Origin of the sequence: Streptomyces sp. NBC_00210 (assembly GCF_045160975.1) — a bacterium.
Lineage (GTDB): Bacteria > Actinomycetota > Actinomycetes > Streptomycetales > Streptomycetaceae > Streptomyces.
Genome location: NZ_CP108120.1, coordinates 6,198,340 through 6,214,545 on the forward strand (window position 1 = coordinate 6,198,340; position 16,206 = coordinate 6,214,545).

Annotated in this window: 10 protein-coding genes and 1 pseudogene; 5 read left to right on the top strand and 6 right to left on the bottom strand. The window is 70.6% G+C overall.

All coding sequences use genetic code 11. The features are described 5' to 3' along the window. Positions 1 to 51 precede the first annotated feature (51 nt). Together OG729_RS27995 and OG729_RS28000 are read left to right on the top strand one after the other, a co-directional pair. Entirely contained in the window at positions 52 to 1,560 is a 1,509-nt protein-coding gene (locus tag OG729_RS27995) for an FAD-dependent monooxygenase (RefSeq protein WP_405808598.1), read from the top strand. Further along, positions 1,561 to 3,108 (top strand): acyl-CoA carboxylase subunit beta, encoded by a 1,548-nt coding sequence (locus OG729_RS28000; protein ID WP_405808599.1) that lies wholly within the window; start codon positions 1,561 to 1,563, stop codon positions 3,106 to 3,108. A gap of 71 nt (positions 3,109 to 3,179) precedes the next feature. Here the strand turns inward: OG729_RS28000 and OG729_RS28005 are convergent, their stop codons facing one another. Beyond that, the gene (locus OG729_RS28005) at positions 3,180 to 3,926 is read right to left on the bottom strand and encodes a DUF427 domain-containing protein (RefSeq protein ID WP_360876934.1); all 747 of its coding nucleotides are present in this window, start codon (positions 3,924 to 3,926) and stop codon (positions 3,180 to 3,182) included. A gap of 6 nt (positions 3,927 to 3,932) precedes the next feature. Then, on the bottom strand, positions 3,933 to 5,396 hold the full coding sequence (locus OG729_RS28010; RefSeq protein WP_405808601.1) for an MFS transporter: 1,464 nt from the start codon (positions 5,394 to 5,396) through the stop codon (positions 3,933 to 3,935). Positions 5,397 to 5,583: 187 nt separating this feature from the next. On the opposite strand from OG729_RS28010, the gene OG729_RS28015 reads away from it, so the two are divergent. The 3 genes from OG729_RS28015 (at position 5,584) to OG729_RS28025 (ending at position 9,294) form a co-directional block, all read left to right on the top strand. After that, on the top strand, positions 5,584 to 5,979 hold the full coding sequence (locus OG729_RS28015) for a helix-turn-helix domain-containing protein (RefSeq protein WP_360876939.1): 396 nt from the start codon (positions 5,584 to 5,586) through the stop codon (positions 5,977 to 5,979). Positions 5,980 to 6,223: 244 nt separating this feature from the next. Beyond that, positions 6,224 to 7,978 carry an acyl-CoA dehydrogenase family protein gene (locus OG729_RS28020; protein WP_405808603.1) on the top strand — a complete coding sequence of 585 codons (1,755 nt, stop codon included), beginning with the start codon at positions 6,224 to 6,226 and terminating at the stop codon, positions 7,976 to 7,978. Positions 7,979 to 8,046: 68 nt separating this feature from the next. Further along, positions 8,047 to 9,294 (top strand): cytochrome P450, encoded by a 1,248-nt coding sequence (locus tag OG729_RS28025; RefSeq protein WP_405808604.1) that lies wholly within the window; start codon positions 8,047 to 8,049, stop codon positions 9,292 to 9,294. 132 nt (positions 9,295 to 9,426) lie between these two features. Here the strand turns inward: OG729_RS28025 and OG729_RS28030 are convergent, their stop codons facing one another. The 4 genes and pseudogenes from OG729_RS28030 to OG729_RS28045 form a co-directional block, all read right to left on the bottom strand. Beyond that, entirely contained in the window at positions 9,427 to 10,707 is a 1,281-nt protein-coding gene (locus OG729_RS28030) for a cytochrome P450 (RefSeq protein WP_405808605.1), read from the bottom strand. A gap of 106 nt (positions 10,708 to 10,813) precedes the next feature. Beyond that, the gene (gene egtD / locus OG729_RS28035) at positions 10,814 to 11,785 is read right to left on the bottom strand and encodes an L-histidine N(alpha)-methyltransferase (RefSeq protein ID WP_360877194.1); all 972 of its coding nucleotides are present in this window, start codon (positions 11,783 to 11,785) and stop codon (positions 10,814 to 10,816) included. Between the two features lie 5 nt (positions 11,786 to 11,790). Beyond that, positions 11,791 to 13,022 (bottom strand): annotated as a pseudogene (egtA, locus tag OG729_RS28040) (ergothioneine biosynthesis glutamate--cysteine ligase EgtA). Between the two features lie 281 nt (positions 13,023 to 13,303). Next, positions 13,304 to 16,192 carry an AAA family ATPase gene (locus OG729_RS28045; RefSeq protein WP_405808607.1) on the bottom strand — a complete coding sequence of 963 codons (2,889 nt, stop codon included), beginning with the start codon at positions 16,190 to 16,192 and terminating at the stop codon, positions 13,304 to 13,306. Positions 16,193 to 16,206 lie beyond the last annotated feature (14 nt).

Sequence of the window (16,206 nt, forward strand, 5' to 3'; positions counted from 1 at the left end):
GAATCGCGGACGGAGGACGAAGAGTTCGGCTACGGCGAAGGAGCGTGTGTGATGAGGCGTAGGACTCCCGTGCTGATCGTGGGAGCGGGCCCGTGCGGCCTGGCCGCGGCCTGCGCATTGCGGATGCGCGGCGTCGAGGTGCGGCTGGTGGACGCCGGCGCGGACCCGGCCACCGGGTCGCGAGCCCTCCAGCTGTGGCCCCCGGCACTTGACGTACTCGCGGAACTCGGCGTGCTCGAGGAGGCGGAGCGCCGCGGAACCCGGGTCAGGGAGATGATCTACCACCTGGCGGGCGGCCGGGGACTGCGCGTCCGGCTCGGCCGTCCCAACGAACCTCTGCTCCTGCCGCAGGAGCAGACCAACGCACTCCTCGAGGAACGTCTCGGGCAACTCGGCGGCACCGTCGAGCGCTCCGTCACCGTCATCGGTGTGGCCGTGACGGACGACGGCGTCATCGTCAAGGCGCAGGACGCGGACGGCGAGATTCAGCTCATCGAAGCCGACTGGCTGATCGCGGCGGACGGGGTGCGCAGCACGGTCCGCGACGCGCTCGGCATCGACTTTCCCGGCTCGCCCGTGCGCAGCCCCTTCCTCATCGCCGAGGGCAACTTCGACGGCGACTACGCACCGGGCGACGTCCACTACTACTTCGGCCGCACCGGCTCCCTGGTGTTCGCCCCGATGAACAACGGCCTGGCGCGTGCGGGCTTTCCCGTGTCGGACGACTTCGAACCGAGCGCCCAAGCCGTGCAGGAACTCCTGGACGAGCGGTGCGCGCCCGGGCTGCGGCTGACCGGGCTCACGGCGATCTCGAAGTTCGCCAGCCAGGAGCGGATCGCCGTGCGGTTCCGGCAGGGCCGCTGCTTCCTGGTCGGGGACGCCGCCCACACGCATGCGGCGGTCGGCGGCCAGGGACTCAACCTCGGGCTTCAGGACATACGCAATCTCGCCTGGAAGCTGGCCGGGGTGCTGGACGGCAGGCTCAGCCGCTGCGTGCTCGCAAGCTACGAGACCGAACGGCGGTCGGCGGCCGAGCAGATCGTGCACAACACCCAGCAGTTCGTCCGGATGTTCACTCTGCCGCCCTGGGCGGCCGTCGCCCGCAACGCCGTCTGGCGGGGCCTGGAGTCGACGGGCGTGCTGCGCCGCTGGTTCGCGCCGCTGATCGCCGGCCGGCGCATCCACTACCCGCAGTCCCTGTACGGAGCGGACCCGCCCGGCGGTGTGGCCCGCGCCCTCGCCGTGCGCGCGGCCCGCCTCGCCCGGCCCGGCGAGCGGACACCGCACCACCTGGCCGGGCCCGCCGCCGGGCCGAGGGACGTCTTCCAGCTGTGCACATCGGGCGCCGAGGACGGCGAACTGGCCGTGCGGGCAAGCCGGATCGCCGCCGAACGACCGGATCTCGTGGTGCACGGCAGGCTCCCGGGCGGCCCGGCCAAGGGCTTCATGCTCCTGCGTCCCGACGGTTATGTCGCCGCCAGCGGGACTACGCGGCGGGAACTGGCGCATGTGCACCGTCTGCTGGACGCCATCACGGCACGCGCTCACCAGGAGGCATGAGTGACCACGAAGGAACGGGTCGAGGAACTCGTCGCACTCAAGGCCGAGATACGCAAGGGAGACCCGGCTGGCACCGAACGCCAACAGACCAAGGCAAAGTTGACGGCGCGTGAGCGCATCGCGCTGCTCCTCGACAAGGGGTCGTTCAACGAGGTCGAGCAGTTGCGCCGACACCGGGCAACCGGCTTCGGCCTGGACGCCAAGAAGCCGTACACCGACGGTGTCATCACCGGCTGGGGCACAGTGGAAGGCCGTACGGTCTTCGTCTACGCCCATGACTTCCGCATCTTCGGCGGCGCGCTGGGCGAGGCCCACGCCACGAAGATCCACAAGATCATGGACATGGCCATCGCGACCGGGGCGCCGCTGGTGTCCCTGAACGACGGCGCGGGCGCCCGCATCCAGGAAGGCGTCACCGCGCTGGCCGGCTATGGCGGCATCTTCCGGCGCAACACCAAGGCGTCCGGGGTCATCCCGCAGATCAGCGTGGTGCTCGGCCCCTGTGCGGGCGGCGCCGCCTACAGCCCCGCCCTCACCGACTTCGTCTTCATGGTGCGCGGCACCTCCCAGCTGTTTCTGACCGGACCCGACGTGGTGCAGACCGTCACCGGAGAGAAGGTCTCCAAGGACGCCCTCGGCGGCGCCGACGTGCACGCGGGCGTGTCCGGAGTGGCGACCTTCGCGTACGACGACGAGGAGAGCTGCCTGGCGGACGTACGGCATCTGCTGTCGCTCCTGCCGTCCAACAACCGCGAGCTGCCCCCGCACGAACCGGCCACCGACCCGGTGGACCGGCGCACCGAATCCCTCGTGGATCTGGTGCCGGCCGCTCCCCGGCAGTCGTACGACATCCGGCGGGTGATCGAGGAGGTCGTGGACGACGGCGACTTCTTCGAGGTCCATCCGGACTGGGCGAACAACGTCGTCTGCGCGCTCGCCCGGCTCGACGGGCACACGGTCGGCATCGTCGCCAACCAGCCGGCCGCCTTCGCCGGAGCGCTGGACATTCCGGCGAGCGAGAAAGCGGCGCGTTTCGTGCAGTTCTGCGATGCCTTCAACATCCCGCTGATCACTCTTGTCGACGTACCGGGCTTCCTGCCGGGCGTCGACCAGGAACACGGCGGCATCATCCGGCACGGCGCCAAACTGCTGTACGCCTACTGCGACGCGACGGTGCCGCGTGTGCAGCTGATCCTGCGCAAGGCGTACGGCGGCGCGTACATCGTCATGGACTCCTCGGCGATCGGCGCCGACCTGTCGTACGCCTGGCCCATCAACGAGATCGCGGTGATGGGCGCGGAGGGAGCCGCGAGCGTCGTCTTCCGGCGGGAGATAGCGGCCTCCGCCGACCCGGAGGCGGTCCGTGCCCGGAAGATCGAGGAGTACCGCACCGAGCTGATGCACCCTTACTACGCCGCGGAACGCGGCCTGGTGGACGACGTCATCGAGCCCGGTGATACGCGCGCCGTGCTCGTCCGCGCGCTGGACATGCTCCGTGGCAAGCACGCCGACCTCCCGGTGCGCAAGCACGGCAACCGCCCCGCGTAGCCGCGTACGCCAGTGGCCCCGCACCGTGCACTGTGCGGGGCCACTGGGTGTGAGGGGCGTCCGGCGGATTGCTACCCGCCCGCCTTCACGCCGTCGACGACGACGGCGGCGTATTGCTCGTAGAACGCGAGATACCCCTCGATCTGGGGGACGGCCGGCAGCGGGTCCTGGTAGGACCAGACGACGTCCGGCCTGGCCGGACCGTCCTCACCACGGTAGGACCAGTGCGACGCCTCGCCCTTGTACGGGCAGTGCGTGCGCGTCTCGGTGGCCTCGAAGGACAACAGGTCGACGTCCTCCGGCGGCAGGTAGTAGCGCACGGGCAGCCCCGTCTCGAACACGGCGACCGGGCGGTAGGATTCCGCCACCGTCCTGCCGTCGATCTCCACCCGTACGTGCCGGGAACTGCGCAACGCGTCGACGCGGTGGTACGGATCGCGCGGCAGCACGAAGATCTCCTCCTGCTCCTCGTACCAGTGCTCGAGGACCGTCTCCGGATGCCGGAACCACTCGAAGGCGATGTACCCGGCAAGGTCCTGCGCCGGGTAGCGCCACGCCGCGTTGGACACCACCGCGCCGTCCAGGTGCAGGTCGTAGAAGACCGTCGAGCCGGCGTGCGGACCGTCGGCGGGCGGGCTCTGCGCCGGTCGCAGTAAGTCCGTGCGGACCTCGCCCTCGCGAAAGGCGTACGTCGGGTAGGGCAGGCCCGGTTCACGGACCAGGACCGGGTGCTTGCTGTCCACCACGGTGGTCCCGCCCCGGGTGGCCCGCACCCAGCGTTCGCTGGGTTCCCACTTCAACTCGTCGAAGATCAGCACGACTTGTCACACCTCCGTGACTTCGGTGTCCCGCTGCCCGGCAGTCGGCGCGGCCTGCGCCTCGGGAGCGGCGTCGGGCTTCTTGAGGGCCAGGGCGATCAGGGCGGCCACGACCAGAGCGGCACCGCCCGCCACGCCCGCGATCCGCAGTCCGTCGGTCAGCGAATCCGCCGTCGGCAGGCCGTCCACCAGGTCGAGCCCGGAGTTGGCGATGGCGACGACCGCGGCGAGACCCACGGCGCCGCCGACCTGCTGGGCCGTGGTGGCGAGGCCGGACGCGACTCCCTGCTCCTCCGGAGCGATACCGGCGCCGGCGGCGGCGTACATCGCGGGGAAGCCGTAGCCCGCGAGGCCCCAGATGACCGTGCCGGGCATCAGGGCCCAGAACGAGCCGTCGGACGTGTAGCCCAGGGCGAGCACCATCTGGCCGACGCCGATGAAGAACATGCCGCTGGCCAAGGTGGTGCGCAGCCCCCACTTGGCGAGTGCCATCGGTGCGAGCTTGCCCGCGCCCACCATGGAGATCACGGTCAGCGGCAGGAAGGCGAGACCGGCCTGGAGGGCGTCATAGCCGAGCACGTTCTGCAGATACGTGGTGAACAGGTAATAGGAGCCGCTGAGCGAGCCCATGAAAATGAACATCACGGCCATGGCCGTGGCCAGGCTGCGGTGGCGCAGCAGCCGCAGCGGGACCAGCGGGGCGCGGGTACGGGACTCGACCAGTAGGAACACGCCGAGCAGAACCACACCGCCGACGATCGACCCGGCGCCGCTCAGCGAACCCCATCCCTTCTCGGGGCCGCTGACCAGGCCGAAGACCAGCAGTGATGAGCCCGCGGTGGCGAGGAGTCCGCCGGGCAGGTCGAAGGCGCCCTCACCGGGGGCCGTGCGGTCGGGGGCAAGTAGCCGTGGCGCACTGAGGACGGCGATCAGCGCGAGCGGGACGTTGACAAAGAACACCGCCTCCCAGCCCAGGTATTCGGTGAGCACGCCGCCGAGCAGCGCGCCCGCCGCGAGACCGGAGCTGCCGGCCGCGCCCCAGACGGCCAGCGCCTTGTTGCGCTCGGTGCCCTCGGCGAAGCTCGTCATGATCAGGGCGAGGATCGCGGGGGTGAGCAGCGCGCCACCCAGCCCCTGGACGGCCCTGGACGCCACCAGCATCCACGGCTCCGTGGCGAGTCCGCCGACCAACGAGGAGATCCCGTACAGGCTCAGCCCCGCGATGAACATGCGGCGTTGGCCGAAGCGGTCGACGGCCCGGCCGCCGAGCAGCAGGAAGCCGCCGAAGCCCAGGAGATAGGCGCTGACGACCCACTGCAGGGACTGGGTGGAGAAGTCCAACTCCTTGCCGATGTCGGGCAGCGCGACGTAGACGATGTTGTAGTCGATCGTGATGATGAATTGGGCGAATGCCAGGAGCGCGAGCACGAGCCCGGACTTGGCCTTGACACCGGAATCAGAGGAAACCACTGCCTGCGTCCTTCTCAGCGGGGAAGTTGTGGGATTGCGAAAATGCGTGGGGGGCGGGGGCAACGTTCCCCGGAGAGCGGCAGGGGGGCAGTGCCCACCCTGTAGGTCAAACCAGTGCCCTTGGGGAACGACTTGTTACCGACAACATGCTCTGTGAAGATGAGAGTTCGCGGAAGGAGGCACTTTTATGTCCCAGGGGAACACCGGTGTGACCGATCCTGAGATTCACGCCGTCGCCTGCCCGGTCAGGGAGGTGATAGACCGCGTCGGCGGCAAGTGGAGCGTGCAGATCATCCTGGCCGTGGCCAGGGGCCCCGTGCGCTTCACCGAACTCGAACGCCGCATCGACGGCATCAGCCGCCGGATGCTGACGCTCACTCTGCGGAATCTGGAGCGTGACGGCCTCATCGTGCGCACTGTGTACGCCACGGTGCCGCCTCGGGTCGAGTACACGGCGACCGAACTGTCGCGCGAACTGCACGAGCCGCTCGAAGGGCTGGCCGAATGGGCCCGCCGCAATCTGGACAACATCGCGGCGGCGCGCGCGGCTTACGACCGCGGACGCAGCGTCATCGCCTCCTGACCGACCGGCGCCCCCCGGTCCCGGCGGCTCCAGGCCGTGCCGGAGGACCGAGGGGCGTCGCGCTTTCCGCTTCCGCGGACCCGCTCCTGTGCCCGCAACCCCTGTCGTGCCGCCCCTCCCGCCCCCCCCGTAGCCGACGTAGGGGTGGGACGGCGGGGACAGGGGTTGCCTTTTAGGGGTCCCACCGCTTTAGCGTGGTCGCTGGAATTCCCAGAGATTCCCGTGACTTAAGGAGTGGAAATCCGTGGCTTCCCTGCCTTCCACAGAAATTCAGGAAGCAGTGGTTCCGAGCCTTCTGACTGCCTTTGCGACCGGAGTCCTCGACCCCGGTGTGTTCCAACGCTTTCCGGAACAGGACGAGTCCGACCGGAAAGCGGGTAGTGCCCGGATCGAGGAACTCGAGCGGCTGCTCACCGAGCGGCTGGACGCCGAAGAGGTGGACCGGCGGGGCGTATTCCCCGAGGGCTTCCTGGAAGAGCTGCGAGCGCGCGGATTCCTGCGGTTGCAGAACGAAGGCGACGTCGGCGGCCTCGAGCTGTCCGTATACAACACCTTCCGGCTCGTCGAACAGGCCTGCCGCACCTCCGTGCCGGTCGGGCAGTTCCTCTCCGTACAGGCGGGCGTGGGGGTCGCGGCCCTCCTGCCCACGCTGCCTCCGGGGCCGCTGCGCGACCATGTGCGCCGACGGGTGGCCGAAGGGGTGACGTCGGCGTTCGCCGTGACCGAGCCCACCGGACGCAACAACGTCTGGCCCGGGACGACGGCGTCGCTGTCGGCGGACGGGACCCACTACGTGCTGCACGGACAGAAGCTCTTCACCGGTGGCGGCCCCGTCGCCGAACTCGTCGCCGTATCCGCCGCGTTGGGCGAGGGCGCCCGGCGCAGGTTCTGCGTGTGCTTCGTGGCGGCGGACTCCGAGGGCTACGCGGTCACCGCGAGCTCCGAGTTCACCGGCAGCAAGGGACTGCCCAACGGCGCCCTCAGCCTGGACGGGGTGCGGGTCCCGGCGGAGCTCGTACTGGTCGGAGAGGAGGGCGACCCCCGGTTTCCCGCCGCGACACCGCTGATGGGGCCGACCGCGCTGCTCGGCCAGCTCTACTTCAACTCCGGCCCCGCCGTCGCACTCGCCAAGAACTGCGTGGAGTGGACCCGGCAGTTCGTGGCGCGGCGCGCCGTCAACGGCCGGCCCCTCGGATCGTACGAGCAGATCCAGCGCCTGGTCGCACAGTCCCTTTCCGAGGTGTACGCCCTGGAGAGCGTCGTGCGCTGGAGCCTGATCGGTTCGAAGCTCGCCGACCGCTGGCTGGAGCGGACCCTGATCAAGAACATATCGGTCCGCACGGCGTGGCGCGTCGTCGACAGGACCGTCTCGCTGCTCGGCGGAGAGGGCATCGAGACCGTCCGCAGCAAGACCCTCAGAGGAGCCGCCCCGCTCCCCGTCGAGCGGGCTTTCCGCGACGCGCGCGGGCTGCGCGTCGCCGGCAACGTCGACTTCCAGCTCGACTTCACCGGAATGTGCCAACTGCTGTCCTGGCTCTACGACGCCGACCGGCCGCCCGCCGAGCCCCTGCGAGCGGCCGGGTACCCGGCCGCCTGGACCGCCGCCCTCTCCCCGGCCAACGCAGCACATCTGCGGGCCGCCGAACGGCATCTGAAGCGGTTCAACGAAACCTGCCGCGAGCTGGTGCACACCCATCCCGACCGTGCCGAACTGTTCGCCCGGCAACGGGTGGTGGTGCTCCTGGGCCGACTGGCCGGCGAACTGTTCGCCGTTCTCACGGTGCTCGCGCGCAGCGGAAGCGCGGCGGCCGACGGCACGTCCACGGACACCGCCCAGACGCTCGCCGAGTTGTACTGCGCGGATGCCGACCACCGCATCGCCGGCCTGTGGCGCCGTTACGTCGCTGTGTCGCAGGAGGGCCGGTCCGCTCCCGACTTCGCCGCGCTGAGCGGCCGTTGGCTGGCCGGTGCGGCACTCATGGAGCTCACAGGGCCTTGAATCCCCCAAGCCGCGCGACCCACACACCAAGAGGCAAGAGAGATGACGAGAGAGGGGAACACCCCGCCATGACCACAGAGATACCGGCCTTCGACGCCGACATCGTCAGGCAACTCCTGCCCATCGATCCGTTCGATCCGGCATTCCAGCTCGACCCGTACCCGGTCTACCGGCGTATCAGGGAAGAGTCGGGCCAGATATTCCGGATGCCCGCGGGGACGACCATCGTCCTGAGCCATGAGCTGTCGTCCGCCATATTCAAGAGCCCGCATTTCGGCTTCGGCGACGGACCCATGATCTCCGACCAGTTCTACCCCAACCCTGACGGGGCGCCCGTCCGGCCGCTGATGTTCATGGACCCGCCGGACCACACACGGATCCGGCCCCTGGTCAACAAGGCGTTCACCCCGCGGACCGTCGAGCGGCTGCGCGGCAAGGCCGAACAGTACGTACGAGAACTCCTGGTCACCTCGGTCGAGGAGAGCACGGACGGCACCGTCGATCTGATGAACTCCGTGCTGCGCCCGCTGTCCGGGCTGGTCATCGGTGATCTGCTGAATGTGCCGCAGCGCTATCACCAGGACTTCTTCGCCTTCTCCAAGGAAAGCGGCCGGGGGCTCGACCCCGCGTTCACACTCACCCCCGAACAACGCGCGGCGCGCGACGCGGCACGCGGCGGGTTCATCGCCGCGGGCGCCGAAATGGTGGCCGAGCGCCGTATCAAGCCGGGCGACGACCTGGTGAGCGAACTCGTCGCCGTGATGGCGGAGGGCGGTGAGCGGCTCACGGATCTGGAACTGTCCGTGACCATCATGAACCTGCTGGCCGCCGGGTTCAGCGGGATCGCCGCCCTGACGGGCAACTGCACCATCGGCCTGCTGCGCGAGCCCGGACAGCTGGCCTGGTTCCGTGACCACTCCGACCAGGCGGCGCCCGTGGTGGAGGAACTGCTGCGCATGGACCCGCCGTTGCAGCTCCTGATCCGCACCGCGCTGGCGGACACCGAGGTGGGCGGATTCACGTTCGCGGAGGGCGACCACGCCGTCCTGCTGCTCGGCGCGGCCAACCGGGACCCGGAGGTGTACGAGAATCCCGACACCCTCGACCTGACGCGCCCGGCAAACCGGAACCTCGGCTTCGGACACGGCATCCACTTCTGCGTGGCAGCCCCCATCGCCCGGATGGCCGCGCAGGTCGCCCTGGTCGAACTCGTCAAGCACGACCTGGAGTTGGTCACCGAGCACCCCGAGCACTGGCCGGGCATGACCCTACGCACCCTGGGCGAGCTGCCGGTGCGCGTGCGCCTGGCTTCCTGACCTCTCGCCGAACCGCTGCATGACGCAACTGTCCTCCGTACCCGGGCATCTGCATGTCGAGTCGGAACGGCATCCGCCCCCCGGCGCTGAATGCGCCGGGGGGCGTCAGGCGCTGGGCCGCTGGTCGTCCACTCAGCGGGCGGCGCTGAACTCAAGGGGGACGTCGAGCAGCACCGTGTGCTTGTTGTTGGCGCCCCACACGACCTTCCCGGCAGGCCTGATCTCCTCGGCCCGGTCGAGCAGTTCCTCCAGCACCAGCCGGATCTGGAGCCGTGCCGTCTCGTCACCCAGGCAGAAGTGGGCGCCGTACCCGAAGGACAGATGGGGATTGGGGTCGCGGCGGATGTCGAAGCGGTCCGGATCGGTGTAGACCGTCTCGTCGCGGTTGGCCGACGGCCACCAGAAGGTGACCTTGTCCCCGGCGTTGATGGTCCGGCCGTGCAGTTCCATGTCCCGGGTGGCGGTGCGGCGGTTGTACGGGTTCGGCGGGTTCCAGCGCAGCACCTCCTCGATGGCGCCGGGCATCAGGGAGCGGTCCTCGCGCAGGGCCTGCCATTGGCCGGGGTGCTCGGCGAACGCCAGCACCCCGCCGGCGATCGTGTTCCTCGGCTGTTCGAGCCCGGTCACCATCAGGACCGTAAGATTCACGGCGCGTTCCTGCGGTGACAGCGGCGGCTCGTCGCCCCGGTCCTCGGACAGTTCCCCGACGGCAAGTACGGTCGCGACGTCCTCGCCCGGCTGAGCGCGCTTGCGGAGCAGCAGTTCCTTGAAGTACTCCTGCATGGCGCCGAACGTGGCGGCCGACTGCTCGTCGGGCAGCCCGGTACGGCGGTTGAGGAAGCCCAGGCACGAGCGGCCCCAGTCGAGGAGCCGGTCCCAGTCCTCCCGGGGGGCGCCCAGCAGCAGCGCCATCGACTTGACGGCGAACTCCTCCGACACCTCGGTGACGAAGTCGGCCTGGCCCTTGGCCACCGCGGCCTCCAGCAGCTCGGCGGCCAGGGCCCGCAGCCCACCCTCCAGCGCCGCGGCCGCCCGCCCGGTCACCCAGGGGGCGAGGAGGGCCTTGACGAGTGCGTGCCGGGGATCGTCCATCATGCCGAAGAGCACCCCCGGCAGCGCCCCGGCCGGAAGGTCGTCGAGATGGGTGCCACCGCCCGAACGGCCTCCGCCGCCCTGCGCGGAGTACGCGCTGTCGGCCGCGGCGGCTGTGATGTCGGCGTGCCGGGTCAGCACCCAGAAGGACTCGCCGTCCACCGTCTGCCCGGGCGGGTGCCGGAACAGCGGGGCCTCGCGGCGCAGCCGGGCGAAGAGGTCGTACGGAATTCCCTGGGCGAAGGCTTGCTGGTCGGTCAGATCGAAACCCCCGAGGATTTCCGGGAGTTGATCCGCGGTCTGTGTTTTCCTGGGCTCCATGGCTCTCCACTGCTTCTCGGGCGGAATACGAGGTGTGCGGGGAATGCGGGGCGTACTTCTTCCCGGGCAGGCGCCCGCGAGGCGGACGTCGGTGGCACGGTTCTCGTCACACCGGGACGGGAACCGCGAGGGTGAGCGCGTAGCGCCCGGCCCGGTCGGTCCACGAACGGCTGGGTTCCAGCCAGGCGGCACCGAGTTCGGTGTGCAGCTGCGGCAGCCGGAACTTCGCGGACACCTCGGTGCGGATGTCCTCACCGGCCGCGAGTTCCACCGAGAGTCCGGCCCCGGGGATGCGCACGGTGAGGGCCGTACGGGCGCGCAGCCGCATTTCGATCCACTCGTGCTCGGCGTCCCAGAGCGCGATGTGCTCGAAGGAGTCGGGGTCGAAGTCCGCGCCGAGTTCCCGGTTGAGGACTGACAGGACGTTCTTGTTGAACGCGGCGGTGTCGCCCTGTGCGTCGTCGTACGCGGCGACCAGCGTCGCCTCGTCCTTGACCAGGTCCGTGCCGAGCAGCAGGGCGTCCCCGGGGAGCATCGCGGCCCGCACCACGAGCAGGAACGCCATTCGCTCGGCGGGCAGCAGATTCCCGATGGTGCTGCCGAGGAAGACGATCAGCCGGGGCCAGGGCACGGTGGGCAGTACGAGCCCGCGCTGAAAGTCGGCGACCAGCGCGTGCACGGTCAGCCCCGGCCGCTCGCGCACCAGCGCCTCGGCGGCGCCCACCAGCGCCGACTCGCTGACGTCGACCGGTACGTATGTCAGCGGTCCGCCCAGCGCGTCGAGGAGCAGCCGGGTCCGCTCCGAGGAACCGGAGCCGAGCTCGATCAGGGTGCGGGCTGCGGTGACGGCGGCGATCTCCCGTGCACGATCCTGGAGGATCTCCAGCTCCGCGCGCGGCGGGTAGTACTCGGGAAGCCGGGTGATCCGTTCGTAAAGCTCGCTGCCGCGCGTGTCGTACAACCACCTCGGCGGGAGCTGCTTGGGGACAAGCGAGAAACCCCGGATCACGTCGGCGGCGAGGTCGTCGGCGGGCGCGTCGGGCAGGATGCGGCTGAGGGCGAACGGACGGGCCGGCATGGTCGTCACGGGTGCTGCTCCTTCCAGGTGTCGAGCAGGTCGTCGGCGGGACAGCGGCCCCGCGCCACATACCGGTCGGCGAACCGGGCAACGGCTTCGCGGACCGCCGGGCTCGCCCCGCGCCTCGGCAGGGCTTCCAGGGCGGCCCGGAAACAGACCTCGGCCACCTCGCGCAGTTCCGGGTCGGCCAGTCCGTGCCGGACGGCGGCACGCCACAGGGGGTTGCGCGGGGCAGGGCCGGTGCCCGCGCGTTCGGCGAGCTGCTTCACCGCCCGGTACGCCGTTTCCGCCGCGGCCGGATCGTCGAACAGGGTGGCCGTGACGGCGAGCGGCACGACCCAGCCGTCGGCGCCCGGCTGGGCGTCGATCATGCGCAGCTCCAGATAGCCCCGTGGCCGCACCGGGGGAAACAGGGTGCTGAGGTGGCAGTCCAGATCGTCGAGGCCCGGATGCAGACCTGGCACCGTGCCGCGCAGCCACTCACGGAAGGTCAGCCCCCGCGGCGTGATCCACGGCGCCTGCTCGGTACGGATGAACATCACAGGAGCGTCCAGCGCGTGCGCGGCCCAGGCCGCGGCCGGATCGGCGAAGGCTCCCGCCGGGGCCAGGCCCGCGTCGAGAGCGGCCCACACCGCCTGACGCGTGGAGCGCAGACCGGTGGGACTGCCCATCTGCAGTGGGGAGTTGGCAAACGTCGCGGTCAGCACCGCACCGAGCAGGTGCGCCAGCTGCCAGCGCCTGCCCTGGCCCAGTGGCCCGGGTTCGCGCTCGCCGCTGTCCAGGCAGATCTGCGTCGAGGCGGTGCCGGCCATCATGAAGCGCCCGGCCGACCCGCCTCGGTCGAAGTGCGCCTCCATCGCCGCATAGCGCGGTGAATGCACCACCTTCGCGGAGACTGCCAGGGATTGAGGCCGTATCCGGCCAGGGCGAGGCCGAGCGGGCGCAGCCGGCCGCGCACCAGGCGCAGATCGGCGTCGACGGCGTCCACGCAGCGCATGAGCGAAGCCGCAGGCGGTGAGCTCAGTTCGAGTTGACCGCCCGGTTCCACGGTGAGCGCGGACCGCAGCGGCAGCAGGCGGACGGCGTCCGCGGCGGCGGCGAGCCGCGGCGGGGAGAGTGGGTGGGCGGGGTCGTTCGGGTCGATGAGCAGCCACTCGAGCTCCACACCCGTCCGGCGGGGCGGACCGGGAGGGAAGCCCGACTTCCGTACATGCAGTTCCGCAGCCGACTCCGTCAACTGCTCCTGGGCGGGCGGACACACGCCATGGGGCACGGGAAGACCTCCAGTAGAGGACGCGTCGTGAGGCGCCCTCCACCTAAGTCGGCCGGTCCGGGGAGATCAAGAACAACTGGCCCGCAGCGCCCGAAGATAGGGGTCCGTTCTGGGGTTCCAGGGGTTCGTGCGGGGACCTGGGCGGCCCCGGGGAAGTCCGGGCGGCGTCGCGGGCCGATGGCTGCGCACCAGCCGGGGGAGGGGCACCCGCTGCTCGGGCCGGCCAGCGGGTGCCCCTCCGGGCGCTACAGCGAGGAGCCGGGCGTCTGCCGCCTGCGCGGCTGCAGCGCGACGTCGGCCGGGAGGGCCAGCGCGAGTTCTGAACGGCGCTTGACATTGAGCTTGCGGTAGACCCGGGTCAGATGCTGTTCCACCGTGCTGATCGTGACGAAGAGCCGCCCGGCGATCTGCCGGTTGCTGTACCCGCGTGCGGCCAGCGAGGCCACACGCTGCTCCGCCTCGCTGAGCACCCGCGCCCGGTCCGCGTCGACCCGCTCGACTGCTCCCGGCGGGGCGGCGGTCCACTCCATTGCCGCCCGGGCCTCCGCCGACCGGCCGCGCTGCCCCGCCCCTCGGTCCTGCGTCGTGTCCCGCGGATCCGTCGGCCGGTGCAGTACTTGCAGGGAGCGGCCCATGTCGTACAGCGGGTGGGGGAGCTGCCGGGGGTCCTCGCAGCCCTGCAGCGCTTCGAGCGCCTGCTCGAGAAGGCGTGGCCGCTCCGCGGGCGCCGAGGCCGCCGCGAGAACACGGAGGGTCAGCGCCCGGGCGCGGGGCTGGTCGGGGGAGCAGCGGGCGAACTGCGCGGCGGCCAGTTCACGGGCGGTCTCCGTGCGGTTCATGAGCAGATGGGCCCGGGCGGCATCGGTGCGCCACGGCAGCAGCGCGGGGATGTCGATATTTCCCTGCACGGCCAGCTCGCCCACGATCTCGAAGTCGTCGAGCGCGGCGCGCGCCTGTCCGTGCGCGAGATGCATCCGGCCACGCGCATGCAGGACCAGCAGCCCGGCCGGCGTCTGGCAAATGGTGTCCGGCCACGGACCCTTGAGGCATTCGGCGACGACCGCGTCCTGAGGGGTACCGAGTGCCGCGTGCGCCTGGATGAGCGTGCTCAGTGGCAGTCCGACGGCCACGCCCCAACTGTCGTACGGGATGATGGTCAGCGCCTGACGGGCCTGCTGCATCGCGGCGAGCAGACTGTGCCGGCGCAGCGAGATCTCCGCGCGCACCGCCGTCAACTGCGCCAGCCAGGTGGGCGAGTTGGCCGACTCGACCTCGGCGAGCAGGGACGCCGACCACTGCTCGGCGTCGGAGAGCCGGTCGCACAGTACGAGGGTCATCAGCGAAGCGGTCAGGATGCTGAAGTTGCCCTCCGAGAGCTGATACCTGCGCAGCAGGCTGGCGGCCAGTTCGGCCAAGCGCGGGCTGGGCCCGGCCCGCAGCAGGTTCGTCAGGAGCGTCGGCGCGCGCAGATGGCAGCTCGCCGAAGTGGCGTACGCGGCCGAGTCGTTGCCCAGGCCGGCGGATGCGGCGCCGGGCGCGGGCTCGCCGTCCGGCTGCTCGGCAAGTGAACTCGGGGTCTCCGGGTAGCAGATGGACAGGAACATCCGGGCAGCGGCAAACCGGGCTGCTCCATTGGGGTCGCGCGGTATGCCGAAGGCCTGCAGCGCGTTCAGCGTGTCGACGGCCGCCGGGGCGTTGCCGAACCAGAGCAGCGACCTGACCTGCGCGTAGGCGTTCTGGTGGGTGAGGGCACCGGTGGGTATCGCGGAGCGCAGGACCGGTTCGCGGCGCAGTGCCACGGCCGGATCGATGCGCCACTCGGCCCGGGCGAGCATGGCGGTCGTCACCGCCTCCTGGTTCGGGTCGGACTCGGTGCGCAGCGCCAACCGCAGGCAGTCCAGGGCGAGTTGGACGTTGTGCTCGGCCAGGGCGATCTCGGCGGCCTGCTGCAGCACGGGCACGCCGTACCGCGGCGCGGGACGCTCGGCGGCGAGCAGGTGGTGGGCCACCGCCGGGATCGGGGCACCCGTGCGGAACAGGAGATCGGCCGCCTGGCCGTGCAGCTCGGCGCGTTCCGCGCCGCTGAGTCCGGTCAGTACCGCGGCGCGTGCCTGCGGATGCCGGAACCGGCCGTCCTTGAGCACCCCGGAGGCGTTGAGCAGGGCGACGGCCCGCTGCGCGGCATGCGTGCCCAGACCGGACAGCACGCCGGGCTGCATGGCCGCCGTGCCGCTGCCCAGGACGGCGATCTCCCGGGCGACCGCGAGGGCGGCCCGCCCGCCGCGGTAGACACAGCTGAGTACTGCCTGTTGGTAGGCCTTGCCGACGACCGGCTCGGCCGGAACCAATCCGTCCGGGGCGCAGTTGTCCTCCGCGATGCCGCTCAGCAGGAGAGGGCTTCCGCCGCTGAGTGCATGGCAGGCGTGGGCGAGGCGCTGTGCTGCGTCCGGTCCGAGGCGTCGTGCGAGTACGGACTCCGCGCCCGCCGGCGTCAGCAGCGGCAGCTGGATACGGCGCAGCAGTGGCACGCCGGGCATGTCCCCGTTGAGGAGCGCTTCGGCGTACTGCGATTCGGAGGACGCGGAAAGGAGGATCAGCAGTCGGCCGGTGCGCAGGCGACGCGCCAGCAGGGACAGGCAGCGGACCGTGTCGGCGTCCGCGAACTCGACGTCGTCCACCGAGACGATCAAGGGGTTCGCGGAGTCCTCGACCAGATCGAGAAGGGACAGGCACATGCGGTGCAGCAGCTGGGCCGGGTTCCGTTTCCGCGCCTCGCCGGGGAGCAGGCGCTCGCCGTCGAGGAGATCGTCCAGCCGGTCGGCGCTCAGTCCGGAACGGATGCCGCTGCGCATGAGCTGATCAAGCACGCCGAAGGGCAGATGCCGTCCGGAAGGGGACCCGGTGGCACCGAGGTGCCTGGCTCCCGCAGCTATGGCCTGTGCGACGAAAGCTCTTAATAACTCGGTTTTGCCGCTGCCGAGTGGTCCGCTGATCAACGCGATCCTGCCTTCTCCGGCCGGCCAGTCGTCGAACAGGGCTTGGAGGGCTGCCAGCTGGGCGCTCCGTTCTTGGAGCGTCGCGCGTGCCGAGGCCGCAAACGTGGGTGGGCACGCAACTGTCACCTGCACCGTCATTGCAATTCCCCCTA

What these genes read in the sequence shown, in the direction of transcription:
- OG729_RS27995 (WP_405808598.1), top strand. Translation starts at nt 52, where the DNA reads ATGAGGCGTAGGACTCCCGTGCTGATCGTGGGAGCGGGCCCGTGCGGC.
- OG729_RS28015 (WP_360876939.1), top strand. Translation starts at nt 5,584, where the DNA reads ATGTCCCAGGGGAACACCGGTGTGACCGATCCTGAGATTCACGCCGTC.
- OG729_RS28025 (WP_405808604.1), top strand. Translation starts at nt 8,047, where the DNA reads ATGACCACAGAGATACCGGCCTTCGACGCCGACATCGTCAGGCAACTC.
- OG729_RS28030 (WP_405808605.1), bottom strand. Translation starts at nt 10,707, where the DNA reads ATGGAGCCCAGGAAAACACAGACCGCGGATCAACTCCCGGAAATCCTC.
- egtD (WP_360877194.1), bottom strand. Translation starts at nt 11,785, where the DNA reads ATGCCGGCCCGTCCGTTCGCCCTCAGCCGCATCCTGCCCGACGCGCCC.
- OG729_RS28045 (WP_405808607.1), bottom strand. Translation starts at nt 16,192, where the DNA reads ATGACGGTGCAGGTGACAGTTGCGTGCCCACCCACGTTTGCGGCCTCG.